This window comes from Microbacterium sp. NPDC058062 (assembly GCF_042885375.1).
Lineage (GTDB): Bacteria > Actinomycetota > Actinomycetes > Actinomycetales > Microbacteriaceae > Microbacterium > Microbacterium trichothecenolyticum_C.
Genome location: NZ_JBHVSC010000003.1, coordinates 464300 through 490419 on the forward strand (window position 1 = coordinate 464300; position 26120 = coordinate 490419).

Below are 26120 nucleotides of genomic sequence, written 5' to 3' on the forward strand. Positions count from 1 at the left end.
AGACGAGCTGGTCAGTCGTCGTCGACGATCGTGATCACCCCGGTGCCGTCGGCGATGGTGGCGCCGGCGCTCACGTTGCTCAGCCCGACGATGATCGTTTCGTTCGCCTCATCCGCCTTGTCGGCCACGATCGTGAGCGAGAACGTCGCCGACGTCTGCCCGGCCTTGATCGTGAGGGTGACCGTCGTCGCCCCCTTGTAGTCGGTGCCGCTGGTCGCGGTGCCCCCGATCACCGAGACGGTCACGGTGATGTCGACGGTGGATGCTGCGGACAGCGTGATCTTGAGGCTCGCGGTGGTGCCGGATCCCTTGCTGCCTTCCGTCACCGACGTGTCGGAGATGCTCAGGGTGGGGAGGGTCGCCGGCGCCGCGGGCTCCGCCGGGTCGGCCAGCCGCGGGCCGGTGCCGACGCCGTGCTGGTCGAGGTCGGAACCGTAGTTGTTGTAGCGGTCGAGCTCGGTGGCGAGCGCGTTGATCTGGGCGTTGCTGCCACTGGCGAGCGCAGCGTTCACGCGGGCGATGACCTGGGCCGTCGTGTACGGGTAGGGGATCTCGGGGTGCGCCGACGACAGCAGGGCCGACACCGCGTGGCGCAGCAGGGCCGTCACGCCACCGCCGCCCGCGCTCAGCGCCTGCAGCAGCGTCTGCGACGCGTACGCGCCGGTGGCCGCGGTGAACACACTGCCGACGGTCTGGTCGGGGCGGTACAGCAGCGAGCCGTCAGGCAGCCGCGGCCACGCGATGGCAGCCCAGTTGGTCGCGTTCGTTTTCCAGAAGCCGGGCGTGTGGCCCTCGGCGGCGCCCGCGGCCACGGCGCGGTACACGGCGGCGTCGCGGTCGGTCGCGGTCTGGCCGGTGACGGCGTCGGTGCCGGTCGCGGTCGCGGTGTTCGTGTAGTCGACGGTGCGGACCGTGCTGCTGTAGCTGTACAGCCAGACCTCGTCGGGGTCGAGCAGCCCGTTGCCGTTGGTGTCGCCGCCGACGAAAGTCGGCGCGAAGTCGTCGGCGGCGCTGCCCGGCGTGCCGTTGTCGTCGACGAGGCTCACCGAGATCGGCGTGTTCCCGGTGTTGCGCACCAGGTAGGTCCACACGATGGCGTTGCCGGCGAGCAGCTGCGGGCCGCTCGTGTCGGCGTCCTCGAGTCCGTTCGGGTGCCACGGGTCGACCGCGTTGATCGCCTTCTCGACGTCGATCCCGACGACGGCGCCGTAGACGTGCGCCGGGTCGTCATCGCTGAACACGCGACCGAACCGGTCGGCGCCGGAGACCGTCGCGACGTTGCGGAACGCGCCGACGGTCGCGATCGTCGTCCAGCGGTAGAGCCAGACCTCGCCCGTATCGAGGATCCCGTTGCCGTTCACATCGCCGCTCACGAGTGTCAGCGTCACGTCGTCCGCGGTGTCGGCCGTGCCGCGATCGTCGACCAGCACGATGCCCCCCAGCGGCAGCGAGCCGTCGATGAGGCGCACCGCGAACGTCCACTCGATCGTCGAGCCGGGGATCACGCGCACGGCCGCGGCGGCGGTGTCGGCATCCTGTCCGTTGGCGCGCTTGACGACCACGATGCCGGTCGGCGGGACGACCACCCCGACGTGGTGCGCGTCATCGGTGTCGCGGCCCGTGATCGCCGTGCCCGGCACGGTGCCCGTGACCGTCGCAGTGTTGACGTACGCGCCCTCCGTCACGGACCCGGTCGCGCGGTAGAGCCAGACCTCGCCGGGGTCGACCAGCCCGTTGCCGTTCGTGTCGCCCGACACGTACGCGGGGGCGAAGTCGTCCGCGGGGTTCGCGGGCGTGCCGTTGTCGTCTGTCACCGTGACCGCGAGCGCGATGTTGCCGAGGTTGCGCACCTCGTACGTCCACGTCACGGGGCCGCCCACCGGAAGCTCGATGCCGGGTGCGGTCGCAGCATCCTGTCCGTTCACGTACTTCACGATCTCGGGAAGCGCGATCGCACCGAAGTGGTAGGCGGCGTCGCGTGCCGTGGCCGGGGCGTTCGCCTCGTCGTAGGCGGTCACGGTCGCGGTGTTGCCGTAGAGCCCCGCGATCGCCGCGAAGACCCGGACGCCGAGCGACGTGAAGAGCCACACCTCACCAGGATCGAGCAGTCCGTTGCCGTCGGCGTCGCCCGAGACGTACACCGCGGTGAAGTCGTCGCTGGCGTCGTCGGGGGTGCCGTTGTCGTCGACGACGGTGACGCCGTGGAGGCTCAACGTCGTGAGGCTGCGCACCAGGTACGTCCACACGACGGCGGTGCCGACGCCGATGGGCTTGGCGAGGACGGCCGTGTCGGCGTCGTCCTGGGCGGTCGGCGCGAGCGGGGATGCCGCGTTCACGGCCTTCTCGATCGAGACCAGGCCCACCGGGATGCCGAGGTAGTTCGCGACGTCGGTGGCGTCGAGGCTGACGCCGCCTGCCGTTCCCCGCGCCGTCGCGATGTTGGTGTACTGGCCGAGGACCGCGGTGCGGATCGCGCGGTACAGCCACACTTCGCCGACGTCGAGGATGCCGTTGCCGTTGGTGTCTCCCGAGACGAACACGGGCGTGAAGTCGTCGTTCGGATTGCCGGGTGTGCCGTTGTCATCGCGGAGCGTGACGCTCGACACCGGGCCGCCGACGGCCGACACCAGGTACGTGAACACGACCTGCGAGCCGACGATCAGCGTGGGCCCGGTCGCGAGGTCGGCGTCCTCGGCCGACGTCGGGCGGAGCGGATCGACGGCGTTGACCGCCTTCTCGACGAACAGCTCGGTGCCTTCCACGGGCACCCCGAAGTAGTTCGCGGCGTCGGTGGCCACCAGCGGCGCGTCGCCGGCGGCGCCGCGGGCGGTCGCGATGTTCGTGTACTGGCCGAGGATCGCCGCCCGGACGGCCCGGAAGTACCAGATCTCGCCGGGATCGAGGATGCCGTCGCCATTCGTGTCGCCCGACACGTACACGGGCGTGAAGTCGTCGCTCGGGTCGAACGGCGTGCCGTTGTCGTCGCGCAGCATGAGCGCCGAGACCGGGCCGCCGACCGCGGTGACGAGGTAGGTGAAGACCACCTGCGATCCGACCGTCACGCGCGGACCCGTCGGCGAGTCGGCGTCTTCGGCGAGCGTCGGGTGCAGCGGATCCACCGCGTTCACGGCCTTCTCCACGAACAGCACCGTCTCGTCGACCGGGATGCCGAGGTAATTGGCGGCGTCGGTGCCCACCAGTGCGCGCCCGGCGCCGGTGCCGCGCACCGTCGCGATGTTCGTGTATTGACCGAGGATCGCGGTGCGCACGGCGCGGAAGATCCAGATCTCGCCGAGGTCGAGGATGCCGTTCTGGTTGGTGTCGCCTGAGACATAGGTCGGGGCGAAGTCGTCGTTCGGGTTGCCCGGTGTGCCGTTGTCGTCGATCAGCGTGACGCCCGAGACCGAGCCGTTCAGGGAGGTCACGAGGTAGGTGAAGACCACCTGCGAGCCGGCGGTGACGAGGGGGCCGGTCGTGGTGTCGGCGTCCTCGGCGGGGGTCGGGTGCAGCGGGTCGACGGCGTTCACAGCCTTCTCGACGAAGAGGAGCACGTCGTCGGGGCCCGAGATGCCGATGTACACGGCGGGGTCGCTGTCGCGCCGGGCCTGGCCGTTCGTGCCGACGCCCTCCGCCGTCACCACGTTCATGTACCGGCCGGCGCGCGCGATGCCGGTCGCGCCGAAGCGCCAGATCTCGCCGGGGTCGACGAGCCCGTTGCCGTTCGTGTCGCCGCCGAGGTACACGGGCGCGAAGTCGTCGCTCGGATCGGCGGGCGTGCCGGCGTCGTCGAGGAGCCGCGTGAGGCGGATCGAGATCGTGCCCGCGACGGTGACCTCGTACGTCCAGACCACGGTCGACCCGACGGGGACGGTCGGACCCGTCTCGTTCGCGTCCTGCCCGTTCACGTACTTCACGACGCGGAGGATCGTCAGCGGGTCGCACGGGCAGTGCAGGTTCTGCCCGCCGACATCGTCGCGCCCGGTGCCGCCGATGTTGCCCGGCTGCGGGTCGCGGGGGCCGCCGTGCTGGTCGTTCCACAGCTGGCCGTCGCTCGGCTCGACGAGCGCCTCCTCGTCGAACGGCTCGCCCGGAGGCACTCCCGGGCCCTCGTCGGAGCCGCCGGCGACCGACAGGGCGCGGATGAAGTCGCGGATGTGCGGGCTGAAGCCGCGGTTGACGGTCGGCGAGCCGAACGGGCTGAACGGGACGAGGTAGCTGTTGAACTCGCCGCCCCAGTCGAACATGCGGTCCTGCGCGGTGTTGGCGATGAGCACGTCGCGCCCGGCGCCGCCGAAGGCGAAATCGCCGTCGCGGAAGCGTGGGTCGTCGTTCTCGGGGTCGGTGTTCGCGCCGCCGGCGGTCTCGAGGTTGTCGTCGAGCTGCAGGAGGTCGTCGCCGAAGCCGCCGAACAGCCAGTCGCAGTTCGTGCCGCCGACGAGCCAGTCGTGCCACAGGTCGCCGTACATGCGGTCACGGCCGTCGTCGCTCTTGACCTTCATGCCGTCGATGTCGATCGGCAGCCCCGTCGCCTCGTCGAGCACGTACGCATCGAAGTTCAGCAGGAACCCGGGGATGATCGACCGCGGATCGTCGGCGTCGTAGTCGGCGAACATCGTCGTGTCGGCGTTGTAGTGCAGCGGGTTCGTGTCGACAGTCGGCAGCTCGGTCGCCAGGCGCGTGAGCGCCCCGATCCGCAGGTCGCGGTTGTAGAACTCCTGCATCGCCTCGGCGCCCGACATCGAGTCGCTGCCTTCGCCGCCGTGCATGAAGTCGTCGCCCAGACCGCCGTAGAGCACGTCGTGGTTGACCGCACCGTCGATCCAGGTGGCGAAGTCGGCACGCTTGAGCAGTTCCCCGAGGATGTAGATCTCGGCGCCCGTGAACGGACCGGGGATCGACACGAACTGGGCCGCGTCGGCGGTGTTCAGGTTGTTGAGCGGCTCGGTGAGGCCGTTGCGGCTGGTCTGCAGCTTGCCGTCGTCGCCCATGATGCCGTCGACGCCGGTGCCGCCGTAGATGCGGTCGTTGCCCCAGCCGCCGTAGATGTCGTCGTCCTGTCCTTCGCCGAAGAGCACGTCGTCGCCGAGCTGGCCGTGGATCGTGTCGTCGCCGTCCTCGCCGTGCACGACGTCGGCCGCGCCGATGCCGGCGCCCGACCCCTGCGTGTAGTCGAGGAAGGTGTACGCCCGCGGCAGGAGGCGCACGGCCCCGGCGTAGGTGTCGTAGGTGAAGGTGAGGAACGCGGTGCCCGGCGTGTACGGGTCGGCGTCCGCTGCGGTGGCCACCATCCGCACGAGGCGGTGGATGTTGCCGTTGTCGCCCAGGATCACGTCGCTGTCCGCCGCGTGGCCGCCCTCTTCGAGGTCGCCGTAGTTGTTGCGGACGAGACGGATGCCGGCACCGCCGAAGATCGTGTCGGCGCCGTCCGGCCGGCGCGCGGCCGTCGTGAGACTGAAGAGTTCGGAGCTGCCGCCGATGAGGTCGTCGCGGCCGAGGCCGCCGAAGATGACGTCGTTCCCGCCGTTGCCCTCGATGTAGTCGTCACCGTCGCGGCCGGGTCCTGCCCAGTCCTCGGCCGACTGGCGCGTGGTGCGCACATCGACGGTGATCGCGCCGGTGTCGTCGATCGCCGATCCGTCGCCCTGGATCCAGTCGTCGCCGAGCTGGCCGAAGATGAGGTCGTCCTCGGCGCCGCCGGCGATCACGTCGTCGCCGTACAGCCCGGGCTGTGTCGACGTGTCGTGGTCGAACAGCATGACGTCGCGCTCCTTGGCGCCACGCGGGTCGTCGTAGGAGTTCGCCGGGTCGGTGCCGCAGGCGCCGCCGGCACCGCTCAGGATGTTGGCGCACCCGGTGTCCTGCGCATAGATGCCGGTGCCGGTGAGCACCTGGAACCGCCGGCTCGAGATGTCCCCGGTGCGCAGGAGGTTCGCGTTGTCGCCGGCGATCGCGTCGTCATCCGCTCCGCCGTCGATGACGTCGCCGGTGTCGCTGCCCCCGGCGACGTTGTGGCCGCCGATGAGGTCGTCGTCGCCGTCGCCGCCGGTGATGCGGTCGGAACCCTGGCCGCCGATGATGACGTCCTCGCCGGCGTTGCCGCGCAGCAGGTCGCCCGCACCGCCGTGGCCGGCGAGCGTGTCGATCGACGTCCACCGGAACGGGTGCGCGGCGAGCGGCATGTTGAGCGGGAGCAGCTCGAGGAAGATGCCGAGCACGCCGTTGTACAGGACGGTGGACTCGACCTTGCCGTGGTCGCCGAAGATGAGGTCGTTGCCGTCGTCGCCCGACACCGTGTCGGAGCCCGTGCCGCCGAGGACGATGTCGTTGGCCGTGCCGCCGAAGATGACGTCACCCGCGCCATGGTTCGGGTCGGTCGTCGTGATGAGGTCCCACGTGCCGTTCGCCGCGGCCGGCGTCGCGCCGTCGCGCACGAGACCGTGGTCGCCGAGGATGATGTCGGCCTCCGCGTCGCCGCGGATCGTGTCTGCGCCGTTGCCGCCCAGGATGACGTCGCGGTCGTCGCCGCCCGAGATCACGTCGTCGCCGGCCGCCACGAGCGGGTCGGTCGTCTCGATGACCGCGATGGGCGCGTCGGGCAGCGCCCACACGACGTGGCCGTGGTCGCCGAAGATCACGTCGGCACCCGCGTCGCCCGAGATCGTGTCGCCGCCGTTGCCGCCGAAGATCGCGTCGGCGCCCGCGTCGCCGGAGATCGTGTCAGCCAGGCCGTCGGTGGGTTCGAGCGTCTTCGCGTCGAGCCGTCGCGTCGTCGTCTCGATGCGCTGGGGCTTCAGAGCCGACCGCACGTAGCCGTTCGGGCCGACCACGGCCTCGATCGTGTCCTGTACGAGCGCGCCGTGGTCGCCGAAGATGAGGTCGTCGCCCGCGTCGCCGGAGATGGTGTCGCGACCCGCCAGCAGCGAGTCTGCCGCCGTCTCGGCGCTCACCCGGTGGGTGGGAACGCTCAGGGTGCGCGTTCGGACGTCGACGACGACGCCCGAGTCGCCCCAGATGAGGTCGCCGCCGGCGTTTCCGGCGATGACGTCGTCGCCCGAGCCGCCGGCGAGCACATCTCCCGCGCTCGAGCCGCGCAGGGTGTCATCGCCCGCGCCGCCGTAGGCGATCACGCCGATCGACCAGGCCGGGTTGCCGATGACGGAGGCATCGATCGTGTCGCCGGCGGCGTTCGCGAAGCTGCGCGCGACGCTCACGGTGAAGGCGGGTGCGTTGCCGATCTCGTTCGCGAAGGGCTTCGAGCCCAGCGAGGTGAGTGACACGGTTCCGGCGTGACCGCTGTACCAGAGCCCCGTCGCGTCGGTGTCGCCGTAGAGCACGAGCGGCGAGAGCGGGCCCGCGCCCCCTGTCACCGTGATGGTGTCGCCACCGCCGCCGCCGTGGATGAGGGTGAGACCCCCGTGCACCGCGGGCACGCCGGTCGAGGCATCCGTTCCCGGAATCAGGGTCGACGCGACCGTGAAGGTGTCGGCGCCCGTGCCGAGGAAGACCGAGATGACCTCGAGCGTGTCGCCGATCGTGATGCCGGCGCCGAACGAGGCGGGCTCGCCGTGCGCCGTCGGGATCGCGAAGGTCAACGCGCCCGCGAGGCCCAGCCCGGTGAGCGAGGTCGAGGAGAGCACACCGGTCTGACCGGTGGTGGCGCCGTCGTCGAACACCAGCAGCAGGTCGACCTGCTGGGCCTCGGTCGGCATCGGTGCCAGCGCGAACAGCGCCTGGTTCGCCTCGCCCTGCAGCACCAGCGCGATCCACAGCGGCCGCGCCGGTCCGGCGCCGCCGATGACTTCCAGCGGTCCATCGATTCCGGTGAGCACGTGCGAGCCCTCGCCGAAGACTATGAGCGCACCCGAGACGTCGCGCGCGACGACGTCGGGCCGGACGTCGCCGGCGATCTGCACCAGGTCGCTGCCGAGACCGGCGTACACGCGGGTCGCGACGCCGGAGGCGGTCGAGAGCACGTCGACCGTGTCGTCGCCCTCCATCGCGTCGACCTCGAGCACCTCGATGGTCGTGTACGTGGCGCTGATCCCGGCGCCGTAGATGCCCGACGCCGTCACGACGATGTGGTCCGCGAACTCCGTCGCGATCATCACGGTCTTGTCGAAGCCGTCCCCGCCGTCGATCGTGACGGGGCGGTTCTCGTGGTAGACCACCTGCGTGCCGATCAGCTTCGGCATCGGCACGCCGGGCGCGTCGGTGCGGAACACGATCCGGCACGTCGGGCTCACGGCGTCCGGGGTGCAGTCGCCGGTGGTCTCGGCCAGCGCGAACGCCCGCAGCGTGAAGAGGTCGTTGCCGGCGCCGCCGAGGAGAGTCAGCAGCGCCTCGTTCGCGTAGACCGCGAACACGTCGTCGCCCGCGCCGCCGATGGCCACCGTCGCGCGACTGATCCCCGCGCTCAGCCAGCCGCGGGTCGTCGCGATCGTGCCGAAGATGTCGCCGCCGGCGAGATCGCCACCCGCCGGAGCCGGGGCTCCGTTGCGCTGCGTGCCGTAAAGCTGGCCGATCTGGAAGGTGTCGTTCCCTTCGCCGCCGTCGAGCACCGTGCGGGCGCTGTTGTCGTCGGAGGCGAACGTGTCGTCGCCGCCGAGGCCGAGCACGGTGAGCCCGCCGAGTGCGTCGTCGAGTCCGAGGTCGTAGTTGATCCGCTGCACGGACTGCGGACGGATGCTGCCGTCCCCGGTCGGGTCGGACGCCCGGGCGTCGTCGGTGTCGACGTGCAGCAGTGCGACGAACGCAGGCCGGTCCGGCGTCCAGCCGGCCTCGACGAGCGTCGCGAACCGGCGGAGGAGGAACACGTCGGCGCTGGCATCCGTGCCTCGGACCGTCAGGTCGTCTGTGCCGGAGTCGCCCGTGTCGAGGACATTGATCACGTAGTCGCGCTCGGCGCCCTGGCTGCCCGTGGTCTGGACGAGGTAGGTGTCGCCCTCGTCCTGGCCGTCGAGCGTCAGCGTGTGGCCGAGGTCGACGAGCATCGTCTGCAGCTCGGTGACCGTGAACGTGTCGGCCCCGTCGTCTGCGCTGCCGCCGTTCGCCGCCGTGCGGCTGCCGAAGACGTGGGTCTTCGCGCCGAGGTGGGTGCGCGTGAAGGTGAAGACGTCGGGCTCGGAGTCACCGAAGATCTGCGTGAGGTCGGTGCGGTCGGCGCAGCCGCCGGCGCAGAGATCGAAGACGCCGCCGACGACGCCGGCGAAGACCATCGTGGTGCCGGTGGCATCCGCGTTGACGCCTTCCGGAGCCTGATCGCCGTGGATCGAGATCAACCGGCCGGCGACGATCCACGTGTCGACGGGTGCGGAGACGTCGTCGCCCACCCACAGGGTGATGTCGGCGGCGGCCCAGATGCCGCTGCGGTACGCGGCGGTCTCGCCCTTCGGGAGGGCGTCGGTCGGGAGGTTCTGCGTCAGCAGCACCTCGCCGCGCGCGACGAGGATGAGGTCGTCGGGCTGGCTCGCGTCGGCCAGTTGCGGGTCGGACACGAGCGGCGGGAGTCCGGTGGGGCCGCCGAGCGACGGGGGTCCGCGCGGCGAAGCCGAGTCGGGCACGGTCAGCACGACCGATCCGTTCGTGGAGATCGCGCCGAGGAGCACCAGCTCGTCGTCGGCCTCGGTGATGATCACGTCGGCGTAGCCCGAGGCGAACAGGTGACCCGAGCCCGCGCCTGCGATCGACGTGTCGACGATGAGGGCGGCGCCGAGGGTCGGGCCGCCGATACCGCCGATGCCGCCGGCGAGGAGGTTGACCCGCACGCCCGAGACGATGGTGCGGGCGGTCGTGGTGCCGAGGATGGAGCCGGCGCGCGTTGTGAGCACGACGTCGGCGGCCACCGTGCGGGCGACCGACCCCGACGTCACCTCGTCGATCCGGAGGTCGCCGCCGACCTCGGTGATCATCACGACCAGTCCGGCCCGTGCGATGAGCGCCCCGGCGGCCGTCTCGCACCCGACGACGGCGCACATGACGGGGCTCGCGATGCCCTCGATGAGATCGACCTCGAGGAAGTCGGCCGCGGTGCCGATGCTGCCGTTCGGTGCGAGCAGGGTGATGCTGCGGCCTGCGACGTCGACCGGGTCGGACGCGTCGGACGCGTCGCCGGGGTCGCCGTCGAGGATCGAGCCCTGCTTCGCGAGGAGCTGCACGTCACCCTGACGCGCGCGCACCAGTCCGAGCCGCAGGTCGCCCGCGTTCTCGGTCGCGACCACGTAGCCCGCGACGTCGACGTCGAGCACGGCCCGCACGTTCGCGGCGACGGTGTCGGCGAGTGCCGTGAACGCGAGGACGGAGATGCGGGATGCTGCGACCCCGGCGCCGAGGTCCTTCACCGAGATGTCGAACGCCGCGGTGAGGCCGGGCTCGGCGACGCCGACGGCCGACACGCCTGCGGCGGTGATGGTCACCGGGGTGCGCGGCGAGGTCTGCGCGTCGTAGCCGAGGTCGGTCCCGAGGTAGGTCGCCGGCTCGAAGGCCGGAGCGGCCGTGCGCCGCTCGAAGCGATAGGTGCTGTCGATCACCGCACCGATGCCGTTCACGTACGCAGCCGGGTCGCGCAGCAGCGGCGCGAACGTGTCGGGGCGGAAGTGAGAGGAGTGGTGGCCGTCGTACACGGGGAGGAGAGGCTGGAGCGGCGCCGCCGTCGCCGGCGTGTACGCGAGGACGTGGACCGTCACCCCGACGCCGTCGCCGATCTGCAGGCGGCTGTCGTCGAGGCGGATGTCGACGTCGCCCTGGGCCGAGCGCACCTCGTCGACGTAGACCGTGAAGACGGCCGGGCGCAGCGCGTGCGTCGTCGGCACGCGGTCGACGGCGAGGATCCGCAGGTGGACGTCGCCCTGGGCGCTGGCCCACATGCGCGTCAGGCGCACGGCGTCGTCGGCGGTTCCGGGGGCGCCGCGGTCGAGGCTCTGGACCAGCGTCACGCGCAGGGGCGCAGCATCCGTCCCGATCGCCCCGTTCGGGGCCTCCAGGTGCAGCACGTTCGTGACGATCCCCGCGCCGCCCGCGGCGAACTCGATGTCGCCGCTGGTGTGCAGGATGTGCGTCCAGCCCGTCGGGTTGTTGATCGGACCGGCCACGATGAGCCGTCCGGTCGCGCGCTTCTGGATGTCGATCGTCGTGCCCAGGGCGTTGCGGGTGACATCGAACTGCAGCGGGATCTGCTCGTTGAACGAGAAGCGCGTCCGGCTCAGCAGCCACACCGTCGGCTCGGTCAGGACCGATGCCGGCGTCACCACGTCGATGGAGCCGAGCGTGATGGCGGCGTGGGAGTGGTCGATGATGACGACGTTCGACAGGGTGTCGCTGAACGTGAACAGCGGCCACCCGGTCGGCGCGTTCGTCATGCCGTTCGCGATGGTCGCCTGCTGCTGCGCCTCGCCCTTGCGGTCGAGGCGTCCGTCGGCGGTGATCAGCACGTTGCCAGGACCGTCGTTGGCGACCGTGACGGTGAAGGCGCTTCCCACCTGCTGACCGACGTACGCGTCCGCGCCGTCGATCTTCACGCCGTTGGCGACGACGACGTAGCCGTTCTCATCGATCACCAGTCGCGGTGCACCGTGGCTGCCGCCGAAGATCGTGACATCGGCATCCCAGAGGACGACGCCGAGGCGCGTGGTGCTCGAGTCGTCGCTGTCGAAGTAGCCGTCCTCCGTACTGAGGTGCCACTTGTCCGCCTCGATCGTCGTCACGGCGGTCTTCGCGTCGACGTAGAGGGCCAGGCGCGGGTAGGCCGTCGCGGCCGTCAGGCCCGACCACGGCTTCTCGAGGCGGGTCGCGTCCACCCGGACGCCTGCCTGCACCAACGCGGCGATCTGCGTCGTCACACTCGACGTGATGGTCAGCGCGCCGGTGGCGTGGGCCTCGTTGATGGGCACCGGGAACGCGACGCCGAGCCGGCTCGCAAGGCGCTTGACGGTCACGTCGAGCGTTCGCGCGATGAGGTCGACGCCCGCCCAGCCCGTCACCACGGCGCCCGTCGCGATGGTGATCGACGACACGATCGACCCGGTGAGGTCGGCGTACGAGCGGGCGGCCGCGCCGCCGAGCAGCAGTACCAGGATGGCCTCGGCGCCGGTGTGGGCCTGCACGTCGACGTGGGAGGTGATCGCATTCATGCTCACCTCGTCGGCCTCGAGCCGCGCGTTCGGGGCGATGAAGATGGTCGAGGTCGTCGACACATGCGTTCCCGGAGGCTCGAAGCCCTCGTTGAACGACCAGTTGGAGTCGGCGCCGGCGAAGCCGATCGTGCCGATGCCGAGCGTGTCGGCCTCGGAGAGCCCGATCACCTTCACGTCGGTCGCGAGCGCGAGCAGGCCCGCGGCGATCAGCGTGACCGCGATCCCGACCGTGATCTCGGCGTGCGCGCCGATGACGGCACGGGCGTCGCTCTCGGTCACGGCGATGAGCCCGCCGCCCTTGGCGATGGCGCGCACCTCGAGATGCGAATCGGCGGATGCTGCGATCCGCATGTCCGCGCCCGAGACGACGCGTGATCCGCTGCCGATGCGCGTGTGCGCGTAGCCGTTGCCGAGGGTTCCCGCGGCGCGGGCGATGCCGACCTTGATCGCGGCGCCTGCCCGGATGTCGGCGTACACGCGCGCGGTGCCGGTGGCCGTCGAGTCGAGGGTCACGTCTCCGCCGGCGACGAGGGTCGCGGCCTGCGAGCAGGTCTGGGCCGCAGCATCCCACCCGATGCAGGTGTCGACGCGCGGCGTGTACGTCAGCTCGGCCGTCGGCAGGCCCACGGTCACGATGAGCGCGCCGGAACCGCCCACCGCGGTCGCCTTCGACGCGCCGTCGCCGCCGGCGCCCAGCAGCACGGCGAGGTCGGTGCCGCTCGGCGACACGAGGCTGCCGGCGTTCGGGCCACCGCCCGTGAGGTCGAGGTAGACGGCGAAGTCGCCGGTGGCAGCGCCGAGGTCCACGCCCTCCACGCCGATGCGGTGGACCACCCCGGCGCCCAGCCCGGTCTTGTCGAGCGTGATCGGTGTGCCGTTCGGGGTCTCGGAGAGCTTGAACGTGTCGTCGCTGCGCTGCACGACGTAGTAGGTGCGTCCGTCGACGAGCGGGGAGATGCCGCCCTCGGTCGTGCGGGTCAGCGTGTAGCTCCAGTCGTCGGCGGGCGCAGGGCGCGTCACCGAGAGTGAGAGGGGCGCGGTCGACAGCGTCGTCGAGCACGAACCGCTCAGCCCCGAATCGCTGGTGAGCACCATGGTGCCGCCCGACACCGAGAGGACGGTGCGCGTGCCGGCGAGGCATCCGGTTCCCGTGAAGACGTCGCCCGCCGAGAACCCGGAGCCCGCCCACGTGCCCGAGCCTCGCGTCACGGTGTCGTTGTCGCCGTTGTCGCCCAGGGTGACCGTACCCGAGAACCAGGCCCTGACGAGCTGCAGCTGATCCTTGTCGATGCGGATGACGCGGTACGTGCCGCCGACCGCCAGCCCGCTGACGGGGTTGGACCCGGGCCCCGCGGCCACGACGCGGAAGACCACGGCGTCTCCGGTGCTGAATCCGTGACCCCGGATCACGATCCGGTTCAGCGACAGTGCGTCATCGAGGGTGAAGCTGGTGACCGTGCCGCTGCCGTCGACGGTCTCGCTGTAGATCTTGTCGACGGCGCCGCTCGTGAAGCCCTGAGCCTTGCCCGGATCGTGGTAGGTGACGGCGTCGCCGTCCTCGAAACCGTGGCCGGGGAGCGTGATCGTGTCGCCGGTGACGTCGCCGGGGGTGAGCACGAGCACCCCGTCCTCGGTCCCGTCCTGCAGCTTGATGGTCGTGGCGTCGATCACGAGCACGGTGTAGGTGCCGGCGCCGGCGCCGAGGCCGGGGATCATGCCGCCCGAGATCCGCACGCGGTCGCCGGTGCGCAGCAGATGCGGTCCGTCGAAGCGGATCACATCGAACACCGGATCCACCGATGCCCCGGTGAAACGCACGCCGAACCGGTACACGCCGTCGTCGACGACGACGATCGAGAGGTCGCGGTCGGCGGGGATCTGCACGCCGCCCGCGGTGATCGGGTTCGCCCCGGCGACGTACCGGACGATCTGGCCGTCGAGGAGGCCGAGCTCCAGGGAGATCGTGTCCTCGGTCGCGTTCACCGTGACGATGTCGCTCGAGGGCGCCTCGCCCTGCCGGATCAGCGCCGCCGACACCGTCGCGTCGCCGCCCGCGGTGATGACGGCGCCCGATCCGACGAGCGCCTGCACGCGCGGGGTGACCGTGGTCGTGGCGTGCGCCGCGCCGCCGTCGCCGAGACCCGCGCCGCCGTAGGCCTGCGAGGTCGCGTCCGCCTCGGCAGAGCCGGTGGCGGTGACCGACACGTCGCCGTTGCCGAGCCCGGGGGTGTTCGTGGTGGCGACGAGGCGCACGGTGATCTTCGCCGAGGCGCCGATCCAGGCCTTCGTGTCGCCGGTGACCGTGCTGGTCGCCTCGGCGTTGCGGCCGCCGGCGATGCCGCTGCCGGTCGCGATGAGGGTGTCGACCTGCGTGCGCAGAGACGAGGTCGCGGCGACCGAGACGTGACCGTCGGTCACGTCGATGACCACGCCGTCCGCGATGTACGCGGTCGTGCTGCCGCTGACGGTGGCGGTGCCCTTGGCGTCGCCGCCGCTGGCGATGAGCGATCCGGTGCCGACCGTGACGGAGACGATGGCGATCGCGTGGGTCATCGTGGCGGTGACGTCGATGTCGCCGCCGATGACCGTGGCGCTGCTGGCGAGGAACGCCTGCACCGAGAGGGAGGAGGTGGCCGTGGCCGAGTGGGAGTCGCCCGCCGCGATGAGGGAGCCTGATCCGCCGCGGAACCGTGCGGTGACGTCGACCGTCGCCTCGGCTGCGATGCGGACGCCGGCGGAGCCGATCGTGAGCACCAGGCGCGGAGGCCCGCGGCTGGGGTCGGCCGCATCGACGAACGCGGTGACCACGCCCTCGACGCTCGCGGTGACGGGGCTCACCGATCCGGTGCCCGCACCGGCCAGGCCGACGGCCACCGCGAGGACCGACGCGTCAGCCCGGCTCTGCCCGGCCGTCGCGGTGACGACGAGTCCGTTCGCGGTGAACGAGCCGGGCTCTCCGGCGGGCCCTTCCAGCAGCCCGAGGTAGCCGCGCGTGTCACCGGTGACCTTCGCCGTGGCGTCGATGATGCTCACCGCGATGAGGACCGATCCGCTGCCGCCGTTGCTCGTCGCCTTCGCCCAGGAGTTCGTGTTCACCGCGCTGATCTCCGCCGTGCCGGCGACCGTGATCACCGTGGGGAGCGCGAGGACGGATGCCTCGCCGCGCTGCCCGATCCAGGCCTCGACGTCGCCGGTCACCTGCGCCGAGGTCTTCTCGCCGATGCCGGCGCCGATCAGGCTGACGCTGCCGAGTTCGGCGTAGACGTCGACGACCATGCGTGGGGCCTGCGCCGAGACCTTGAGGGATCCGGCCTCGACGCGGGTGCCGTCGTCGATGTGCGCGTAGGTGTTCCGGCTGATCGTCCCGGTCGCCGACATGACGCTGGCCGAGACGACGAGGGAGCCCGAGCCGCCGTACGTGCCCACCGAGACGTGTGCGTCGGTGGTGGCCAGCACCTCGACCGCACCCGTCGCCTTCACCGTCGAGCGCTGGGCGGGGACGGCCCCCTCTGGCGCCGACGAGCCGATCGCCGCCTCGGTGCGACCGCTGATCGTGCCGGTGCCCGAGATCTCGCCACCCGCGCCGCCGATCGAGACGGTGATGCTCACGCTCGAGTTCTTGGTGGTGCGGATGTCGGCGGTCTCTTCGGCCGAGACGGTGACCCCGCCGCCGGTCGAGGTGACCTTCGAGCCCAGGATGAAGGCGAGGACGTCGTGGGCGATGGTGTTGGTGAGTCGTGCGATGACGACCGATACGCCGATGACAGACACCTGCACGCCGAGGCTCGTGGATGTGGCGTCCACGGTGGACGTGTCCTCGGCGGCCACCCGCACCGGTCCGGCGGCGGTCACGTCGGACCGGACGATCTGGGCCGTCGTGTGGCCGGTGATGGTGTTGGTGCCGACGATGCCGATGCCGACGCCGCCGAGCGAGATCGGCACTTCGGAGATCTGGATGGCGACGCCGATCGCGACGGCGGCCGCCTCGGCCCAGAGCGTGCGCTGCGAGTCGGCCGTCACCCACACGCCCCCGGCGCTCGCGACGGACGAGTCGCGGATGAACGCGTCGATCGCCCCGTCGATGACGTTGTCGGCCAGTGCGACGGCGATCGAGATGTTGATCGCCAGGCCGTCGCCGGTGCCGATGGCGACCGAGAGGGCGCCGACGCCCATCTTCGCGGTCAGCGTCGACACGTCCTTCGCCGAGACCACGAGACCGCCCGTGCCGATCTGCACCGCCGCGGAGCGGCCGGGGAGGGTGGTCTTCGCGCCGTCGATCGCGGCGATCACGATGTTCGTGACGGTGTTGCCCGCCCAGGTGACCGCCAGCGCTCCGGCGAAGCCGACGCCTTCGCCCATCGTGATCTTGCCCGAGCCGGCGGCGGCGAGCGTGAGCGTCTCGATCGTCGCCGCCGCGTCGGCGGCGATGCGCGCCGAGACCGCGTCGACGAGGGATGCTGCGACCCGGGCGATCACCGTGTTCGTCACGCGCGACTCGCCCACCGCGATGCCCGCGCTCAGGACGGCGCCCGAGCCGCTGCCCGTTCCTGTGATGGCCAGACCGAACCCGCCGGCGTCGGAATGGATCCTGGACCGGTCGGTGGCGGTGACGGTGAGCGCCCCGCTCCGCGCGAGCGCCTGTGCGCCGCCTCGCAGCTCGGCCACGACGTCGCGGGTGATCGTGTTGATCGCGACCGACAGCCCGGCCGCGAGGTCGAGCCCGTTCGACTCGCCCGTGCCGAAGTGGAAGGCTGCCGCGATGCCGAGCGCCAGCACGTCGGTCGTCGTCTGCTGCGTGGTGCCGGCCGAGATCGTGACGGAGTCGCCGCGGACGGTCGTGCCGTCGACGATGGCGTGCACCTCGCTGTCGATCGTGTTGAGGGCCACCGCGATGCCGAGCGCCAGGTTGAGGCCGTTGCCCTGGCCGAGCGCGAGCAGCAGTCCGAGCGCTCCCGCATCCGCGGTGATCTTCGACACGTCCTGCGCCGTCACGGCGAGGGCGCCGGCCGACGTGGTCACGATCCGCGACGGCGTGCCGCCCTTGATGAGCGCCCGCACCGAGGTGTGGATCACGTTGCTCGCGCCCGCGCCGCCGCCGGCCAGGTTGAATCCGCTGGGCGAGCCGAGCTGCGCGTTGACGGCGCCGCCGAGCACGAGCGCATCGATCGTCGGCGCGGACGTCGCCGAGACCGACACGCCGGTCGCCGCACTGACCGCCGAGGCGTCGATGACGGCCTCGATCACATTGCGGTGGCGCGCCGTGGGCTGCGACGGATCGTGGGTGTAGATCTCGTTTATCGCGACGCCGACGCCGATCCCGCCCGAGAATCCTGGCTTGTCGCCCGACGCGTACTCGGCGGCGATGCCGACGCCGGCGCCGTCGGCGTGAATGGTCGAGGTGTCGGACGCCCGCACGCTCACCGCGCCGCCGGTGGAGGTGACGACGCTGTTCACGACGGCCGCCCGTACCAGCGGAACCGCCCCGGCGTCCCATCGTCCCCCGATGCTGTTGAAGGCGCCCGCGCCGCCCCCCGCGAGCTGGAGCGTCGGGTTGCTGGTGGCGACGCTGACCGCGACGCCGAAGGTCAGCGCATCGATCGCGGCCGACGCGACGCTCGAGACGACGATGTCGCGAAGGGCGGTCACAGTCGATCCTGCGATGAGGGCGAGGGTCTCGCTCACCACGTCGTTGACGGCGACGCCGATGCCGATCGCGACCGAGGCCGGGTTGCCGCTCTGGAAGAGGTCGGCGGCGAAGCTGATGCCGCCGGCGTCCGCGGTGATCGTCGCGGTGCTCAGTGCGTCGACGAGCACGCCCGCGCCGCCTGCCGTGACCGTGCTGTTCGCGATCGAGGCGCGGACGATCTGGTCGATGGTGTTTCCCGAGCCGGCGCCGGCGCCGGCGATCGGGTCGGTCGTGAAAGCCCCTGCCAGCGTGATCGCCAGGATCGTCGGCGACGACTTCGCGGCGACGACGACCCCTTGATGCGCGCCCGATCCGGCTCGCGGGTCGTCGGCGAGCGCGCCGCTCGTGGACACCGTCACGCCGGTGATCGTCGCGCGCACATCGGAGACGACCGTGTTGTCGGCGACCGAGATGCCGAGGACCCCGGCGATGGGCGAGCGGACGGGCTTGCTCGCCGAGATCGCGAGGGCGCCTGCGCCGGCGACGATCGACGCCGTGCTCTCGGCCTGGACGAGCACCGCACGGGCCGCGATGACGGACGCACCCACGGGAGAGTTCGCCACGCTGTCGACGAGGGAGGCCTCGACCACACTGTCGACGATGTTGATGAGGACCGATCCCGCGCCCGCGATCCGCGTCCCCGTGCCGGCGGCCGAGACGGCGACGCCGACCGCGACACCCATGATCGAACCGCCCGCGAGGGCGCGCACCGCGACGTCGCCGGTCGTCGTGATGTCGGTGTCGTCGATCCGTGCGCGCGTGGTGGTGTCGACCTCGTTGTAGCCGAGGGCCGCACCGACGGCCCCGCCGCCGCCGATCGTGAGCCCGCCGGCGCCGGCGATCGAGAAGATGCCCGTGTCGTCGGTCGCGGCGACCGTCACCTTCAGCCCGCCGAGCCCGACCACTGCGCTGCTGGTGAGCAGCGCCTCGGTCGTGGCGACGACGATGTTGATCGCCATCATGAAGCCGAGGCCGAGGGTCGTCTTCGGTCCGAGCGCCGCGCCGATGCCCGCGCCCACCGCGTAGATGCGCGGGTCGGTGCCGGTGTTGACGTTGTCCGCCGTCACCGAGAAGGTGCTGCCGCCCACGGTCAGGCGCGAGTCGGTGAGCGTCGCGCGCGTGATGACCGGGCGGTCGTCGGTGCCCAGGAGGTTGAGACCGACGCCGATGCCGACGCCGACCTTTCCGCCGAACGCGATCCCGCCGCCGACCGAGATGATGCGGGAGCGGTCGAGCGCGCTGACGGTGACGTTCCCGCCGATCGTGCCGATCATGCCGCGGATCGCCGCCTCGGTGACGTTGAAGATCACGTTGGCCGAGAACGAGCCGGCGGCGCTGATGCTGTCGTTGGCCAGAGCGCCGGCGAGGCCTGCCGAGATCGCGAGGAGGTCGCCGCCGCGGATCGCCGACACCGACACGCTTCCCGACGTGACCGCGTCGGTCTTCACGATGAACGCCCGGACGGCGACGTCGAGGTCGTTGAAGCTGAATGCCCCGGCGATGGACTTCGAGTCGGCCAGCGTGCTCACCACGAACGCGGCTCCGCCGGTCACCGACAGCTGGAAGAACTCGTCGAGTGCGGTCACGGTGAGGCGTCCGGCGGAGATCCTCCCGGCATCCGCGATCGAGGCCTGCACGGTGTCACGGACGATGTTGACGGATGCTGCGCCCGCGACGCCCACCCCGGTGGTCGGCGTCTGCACCTGGGTCCCGAGGATCTGCAGAGCCTTCTGCGGGGTGCCGACGGGCGGGGTGGCCGCCGGGGGCGTCGAGATGGAGCCGGCGATCGCGAAGGCCCACAGATCGCCGTCGAGCTTGGCCAGGACGTCGACCTCCTGGTCGACGTGGATGTTGCTCACGTTGCGCGCCGCACCCGTCGCGCCGGCCACCGCGTCGGGCGAGCCGATCACGGCCTTCGTCGTGCGGTCGAGGTTGTTGATCGCGACCGAGATGCCCACGCCGATGCCCGTGCCTGCCGCGATGCCGCCCACCCAGGTGACCTGCGTCATCAAGTCGCCCGCGTACAGCCGGACGTTCCGGCCGGTGACGATCGCGTCCGACGACAGCCAGACCAGCGTGTCGCTCCTCTGCCCGACGTACGCGAGCGACCCCGCGATCGTGACCTTCCCGCCCTGGCTGCCGGCCTGCACGAAGTCGAGGTGGAAGACGGCCTCCTCGGCCTTCATGTTGAAGCCGCCGTCGGCGCCGCTGTAGATGCAGGTCGGGTCGGTGTCGCCGGGGCCGTCGATGCAGGACCCGCCGCCGACGATGGCGTGGGTGGTGTTGTTCTGCACGAAGATGTAGAACGCGCCTCCGGCGCCGCCGCGCTGTCCGCCGCCGCTGATGGACGGCCGCGACAGCCGGTCGATGTCGAGCAGCTTGCCCTTCTCGTCGAGGTCGATGTCGGGCAGCGAGAAGTTGCCGGTCATCGTCATGAGCTGCTGGTAGTTCGTGGCCTCGACCGAGAAGACCTGCTCGTTCTCGATGCCGTCGGTGTCGGACCCGGCCGCGTTGTCGTTGTGCGGGTGTTCAGACGTGCGCCAGGCGACGTCCTGGTTGATCCGGACGGCTCCCTCGACGGTGGCGATCGCGTTGTTCGTGAGGACGACGACGGTGACCGCACCGGCGAGGCCGATGTCGTCGGCGGTGGTCGCGGCCGTCGTCCACGCGTTGAACATGCTCTGGAGGCCGAGCGTCGCGTTGAGGTAGCCGAGGACCGAGTTCCAGCCGTCGTTGCGGAGCTTGTCGACCCACTCGGCGTTCGACAGCGGGATGTACTGGTCGAAGCGGACCAGGAACGGGTAGCTCACGTCGGCGATCACCCGCGTCGCGCGCAGCCCGTCGAGCGCCGCGCCGCTGCGGACGGTGGCGGTCGCGTTGTTGTCGAAGATGCCGATCGACACCGCGACGCTGGCGGCATTCGCGGCGCTGGTGCCGGTGCTCGAACCCGAGCGCGTCTCCTGCGGCTCGAACGTGGCGTCGGCACTCAGCGTGTAGCGCTGGCCGATCGTCGCCTTGACCTCGAGGTCCTCGTTCGACTTCACGACGGCGGCAGGGCCGACCTCGGTGACGACATCGTGGTCGGCGAAGAGGAAGGCGATGGCGCCGGCGACGGCGATTCCGGGGTTCGCGCCGGCACCCGGCTTGCCCTGGTTGTCGCGGTACGGCTTCGTCAGCTCGGTGACGAACTTGTCGGCGATGTTGGTGCCGATGATCTCCTTGAACTTCGCCCACAGGTTCGTGTTCGAGCTCTCGCTCTCGAGCCCTGCGCTGGCCGAGGCGCTTTCCGTCGCCTCGAGCTTGGCGATGATGCCGACGCCGGTCGCGAATCCGGTGTCGAGGACGTGCTTCGCCGACAGGGTGTAGGTGCCCGGGCCGGCGGGGCCGATGTCGATCAGCACACCGGCGCGGGCTTCATTCTCGGTCTCGGCGAGGCCGATGATCTGCGCGTCCGTGAACCGGGTGTTGCCCTGCAGGTTCTTCTGGTTCGTGCTCGCGACGACGTAGTACGTCTGGCCGTCGACGAGACCGTTGATCGGGGCGTTGCCGTTCTGGCGGTACACGACCGCCTGGCCGAGCTCGAAGGTGTTGAAGACGCCGCCCGGCCAGCCGAGCGTGATCGTGTCGGCCAGCGCGTCGACGCCGGATGCGGTGAAGTCGCGGTTGTTCGTCGAGGGCGCGGGAAGCCCTGCCTTCTTGTCGAGATCGATCACGAACTGCGCCAGGCACGTGAGGTACGCCGCGTAGCCGTCGTCGGTGCCGCAGGTCGCGGCGCGCACGGCCATCTGCTCCGAGGCGGCGAGGGCGATGAACTCCGACTCGTTGAGCGTGGTGGTGTCGGGGTCGTCGGCGAGCCACACCACGTAGTAGACGCGGCCGTCGACCAGACCCCCGATCGGGGCGCCCCGACGGGTCGAGTACGTCACCGTGTCCTCGGTGACGAGCGCGTGCGGTCCGACATGGATCCGGTTGCCGGCGTAGTCGACGTACCCTGCGTCCGCGAGGTTCGGGGCGAGGGGGTCGATCTCGATCTTCACCATCGAGCAGGGGACGGGATCCTTGCCTTCGACCATGACGCACCACGTCATGTTGGCGATCACCGTGCCGAGGACGGTCGTCTTGATGTCGGCATCGGACAGCTCGATCGCGAACGCGAGTCCAGCGGTGCCGTCGGCGTACAGCCCCGACTCCGCCTCGGCCTCCGACTCGATCGTGCCGCTGGCGACGATGTTGGCGGTCTTGCCCGCCTCGATCTTCGCGTCCGCCTCCACCGTGATGTGCGAGGTCGTGACGGCGTTGCTGACCGCGATCGCGATGGCGCCCTGCGAGCTGCCGGGGTTGGGGATGCTCGCGAGCTCCCGCGCGGTCGACGAGCTCATCGACGCGTTCGCGGTCGCCGTCGCCGTGATGACGACGGCTGCGGTGCTGGTGATGAGCGCGTTGCGCTTGATGAGCACGGTCGCGGAGGCTTCCGCACGCGTGTAACCGACGCTCACGAGGCTCGAGCTGGCGGTGCCGTTCGCGGTGGCCGTGGCTACGGCGTACATACCGACCGTGTCGTCGCCGATGAGCTGCGCGGACTCGCCGATGGTGATGGTCGCGGTCGACTTCTTCACCAGCAGCTTCACCGGCAGCGCGATGAGACCCTCGATCCAGCTGGTGAGCGGCTCGATCACGTAGTTCGCGACCTCGCGCCCCACACCGAAGTACTCGGCGAGGCTGCGGTCCTCGGCCTGCGCGATGAAGAAGATGCCGGTCGCCCGCACCTGGGCGCGGTCGCCGATGGTGATGGAGACGTTGCGGTCGGTGAAGAACAGCGGCGACAGGTTCTCGCCGAAGGCGAGGCCGATCTGACGGACGCGGAACGTGACCCAGCCCGAGGCCCCGCTCGTGTCGATCGTGACGTCCGCGTCGACGGTGATGTGCGCCGCGTACGCCTCGAGGATGCCGCCCTTGGTGTTGACGTTCCCCGTGAAGCGCACCGAGTCGGGGTTCGGGTCGTCGACGAAGATGGGCAGCTCGTCGCTGAGGCGGCGGTTGCCGTAGATGTAGAAGGACGCCTCGCTCACCCATCCGGCGGCGAGGCCGGTGACGATGATCGTGTCGGCGCCTTCGAGGCCCTCGACGACGAGCGAAACGTTGGGAACCGTGAACTCGAACGCGAAGGTCACGATGCCGTTGACGGGGTTGTACCAGCCGATCGAGCCGAAGCTCACGATCATCTTGTCGTCGGTGAGACCGGCCGAGATGGTGATGGTGTCGTTCGACGAGCTGCCGACGATCCGGACGATGTCGGGATCGGTCGCGAGGCCGACGTAGACGATGGGCTGCTGCTGGTCGAGGCCCGTGTAAGCGATGGTGCGGCCGAAGAACGATGCCGTGCCCGAGGCATCCGTTCCGCTGACGTTGTAGACGGCGGCGGTGATCGGTCCGCACGAGCCGGTGCACGAGACGATCAGCGAGTCGGAGCCGCCCGTCCCGCCGGAGACCGAGGCGATCGATCCGGTGATCACGAAGACGTCCGTGTTGTCGTCCGCTCCCACGAGATGCTCGAAGGACGAGAAGGCGATGCCGGCGACCGAACCCGCGTTCGCACCGTCGACGTTCCAGCGCACGTTCGCGTTCGGAGGACCACGGATGCTGTCGGCCGAGCTCTGCGTGCCGATCAACGTCGCGATGCCCGTGAAGGCACCGAACCCGAGCACCAGGTGGGCGGGCGGGATGTAGGAGAGGGTGATGTCGGAGCCGTCCGTGAACGGTGACGCGGCGCTGGAACCGGCGACCTGGACGGACAAGGTGCGATAGCCCGGCAGCCCCGGAACCGTGATCCCGAGCAGGTCGAAGAGGATCCACTTGGTGGGGTCGTTCGCGTCGCTCACCAGCAGCTGGCCCGTGCCGTGCGAGGTGTCGATGTTGTCGATGGCTGCGGCGACCGAGGCACCCGCGGCGTCGGTCGTGCTGACCCGCACCTGGGTGGCCTGGTTCTGCACCGCCGTGTCGAACCGCACCGTGCCCGTGGCCGGAGCGCCTGCGGAGACGGAGGAGGAGAAGACGGCGGCGATGTCGACGGCGCCGCCGGCGATGATCGTGACGATCGCGCCGCCGAGAGCCGAGAAGTCGAGCACGTCGACGGGCGCCGCCACCGAGGCGTCGATGCCACCGCCGAAGACCCCGCCCGAGAGAGCGCCGCCCGCCTGCACGACGAACGTGTCGTCGCTCGTGCCGCCGACGAGGGTCCCGACGCGCGTGAACGAGATCGGTGCCGGCGCTCCGGCCCACGCGAGGGTGCCGGCATCCGTCCCGGTGATGGTCCAGGTGTTCGCGAGATCGAGCGCGACAAGCGAGTCCGCGCCGCCGCCGCCGTCGATCGAAGCGGTCGCGCCGCCGGGTCGCAACGCGAACGTGTCAGCGGCGGAACCGCCCACCAGCCTCTCGACCTGGGAGTACGCGAAGTACGTCGTGTCACCGGAGTCCGCCCCGGCGATCACCCAGTCGGTGTCCTCGTTGCGACCGATCACCGTGTCGGTGCCGCCGCCGCCCACGATCACCAGCGTGACGAGGTCCGAGACGGCGCCGATGCGGAACGTGTCGTTCCCGGTCCCGCCGCGCACCGTCAGCGTGGCCGCCGCGGTGCCGAAGACGAAGCGGTGCAGTTCGCCGGTGTTGCTGAGGAATTCGACCGACACGCTCGTCGCGTCGATGCTCTGCACGCGGATGTCGTGGTTCACGCCGTCGTCCGCCTGGATGCTGCACGCCGTGCAGTTGAGGTCGACCGGCTCGAGCCCGTCGTACGCCGTCACGTTCCCGTCGCGCGCCACGGTCCCGGATTGCGGTCCGGTGACCACGGCCTGCCCGCTCGTCGCGGCGCCGGACGAGACCAAGGTGTCGTAGCCGCCCAGGCCGCCGTCGACGGAGGCGATCGAGCCGGAACCTTCGATCACGAACGTGTCGTCGCTGCCGGCCGCACCCTGCAGGTGCTCGAGCCCCGAGAACGAGACGGATGCTGCGCCCGCGAGCAGAACCCCGGATCCGGCGCCCGTCACGACCCAGCGCGCCGTGACGGCGGGGCCGCTCAGCGTGTCGTAGCCGCCCGCGCCGTCGAACGAGATCGCGATCCCGGCGAGCGCCGCGAGCGCGGCGGCGTCGAAGACGACCTCGTCCGAGCCGCCCGAGCCGAGGATCGTCAGCGACGTGACGGATGCCAGCGGCCGCCGCTCGTCGCCGATCACGAGGTCCCCGCCCTCGAGGCGGATGACGACGCGGCCCGAGATCGACACGGCCCAGGGTCCGGGAGCGACGGCGGCCGTCTCCACGGCGGCGGGCGCCTCGGCCGGCGCGGTCGCGGTCGCGTCGGCGGCCGGTTCGGCGTCGGGGTTGCTCGGCACCGGTTCGGAGGCCGTGGCCGGTTCCGTCGTGGGTTCTGCTGCCGGCGCCGGGTCCGCGGGTGCCGGTGCCGCCGGTTCCGCGGCCGGTGCTTCCGCCGGGGCAGGGGCGGGGTCGGCCGCCGGAGGCGCCGCCGGGTCGGTCGCCGCGGGGTCGCCGGTCACGGCGTCGGTCGCCGCGGTCAGCGGCAGCTCCGCACCGGTGGCCAGCGCACGGAGCACGCTGACCCGGGCACCGGCGTCGATGCCGCGCGTGAGGTGCCGCTCGCCGGGCCGGAGGCTCTCGTGCATGATCGCGTCGGCGCGGCCCAGGTCGGCGCGGCCGAGCAGGTGCCCGATCTCGTGTGCGAGCACCGTCTGCAGGTCGAAGCGTCCCGCCGCCGGACTGGAGCCCGAGGCGCGCGCGATGTCGCCGGAGCGCTGCGTGAACTCGCGCGAGGTGGACGGGGTGCTGTCGACGAACCAGCCGCGGCCCGCAGCATCCATGTCGATCGTGATCGTGCGCCCCGACGTGACCGCGAGGCGATCGCCGCGGACGTCGCCGATGCGGACGACGGCGCCTGCGAGGCCGGTCTCGCCCCACACTGCCAGGGCGGCCGGAAGCACCGCGTCGATGTCGGCGGGCGTGAGAACGCGCATCACGGAGGAGGAGCCGACGGGCGCGGCGGAGCGGAGTGCGAACTCGTCGGCGACGGCCGCAGGAGGGATCATGAGCGGGGTGATCGCCATCGAGACCGAGACGGTGGCGGCGATCGCTGCGGAGCGCGCGCGGGCCATCGCTGCTGCGCGCTCAGCGCGCAAGGGTCTCCGCGACTTCGTCAAACCGCAGCCCTCCCCAGGGCCTCAGACCGCTCCCGAATGCGCCGCCCGAAGCAGCGCGGGCGCCCACACCAGCACCCGAGACGGATGATGGCCCTGCTCGGG

Annotated in this window: 1 protein-coding gene; it reads right to left on the minus strand. The window is 71.1% G+C overall.

The features are described from left to right. Nucleotides 1-11: 11 nt before the first annotated feature. Nucleotides 12-25973 carry a Calx-beta domain-containing protein gene (locus ACFVSU_RS11360; RefSeq protein ID WP_387142463.1) on the minus strand — a complete coding sequence of 8654 codons (25962 nt, stop codon included), beginning with the start codon at nucleotides 25971-25973 and terminating at the stop codon, nucleotides 12-14. Between the last annotated feature and the right edge of the window lie 147 nt (nucleotides 25974-26120).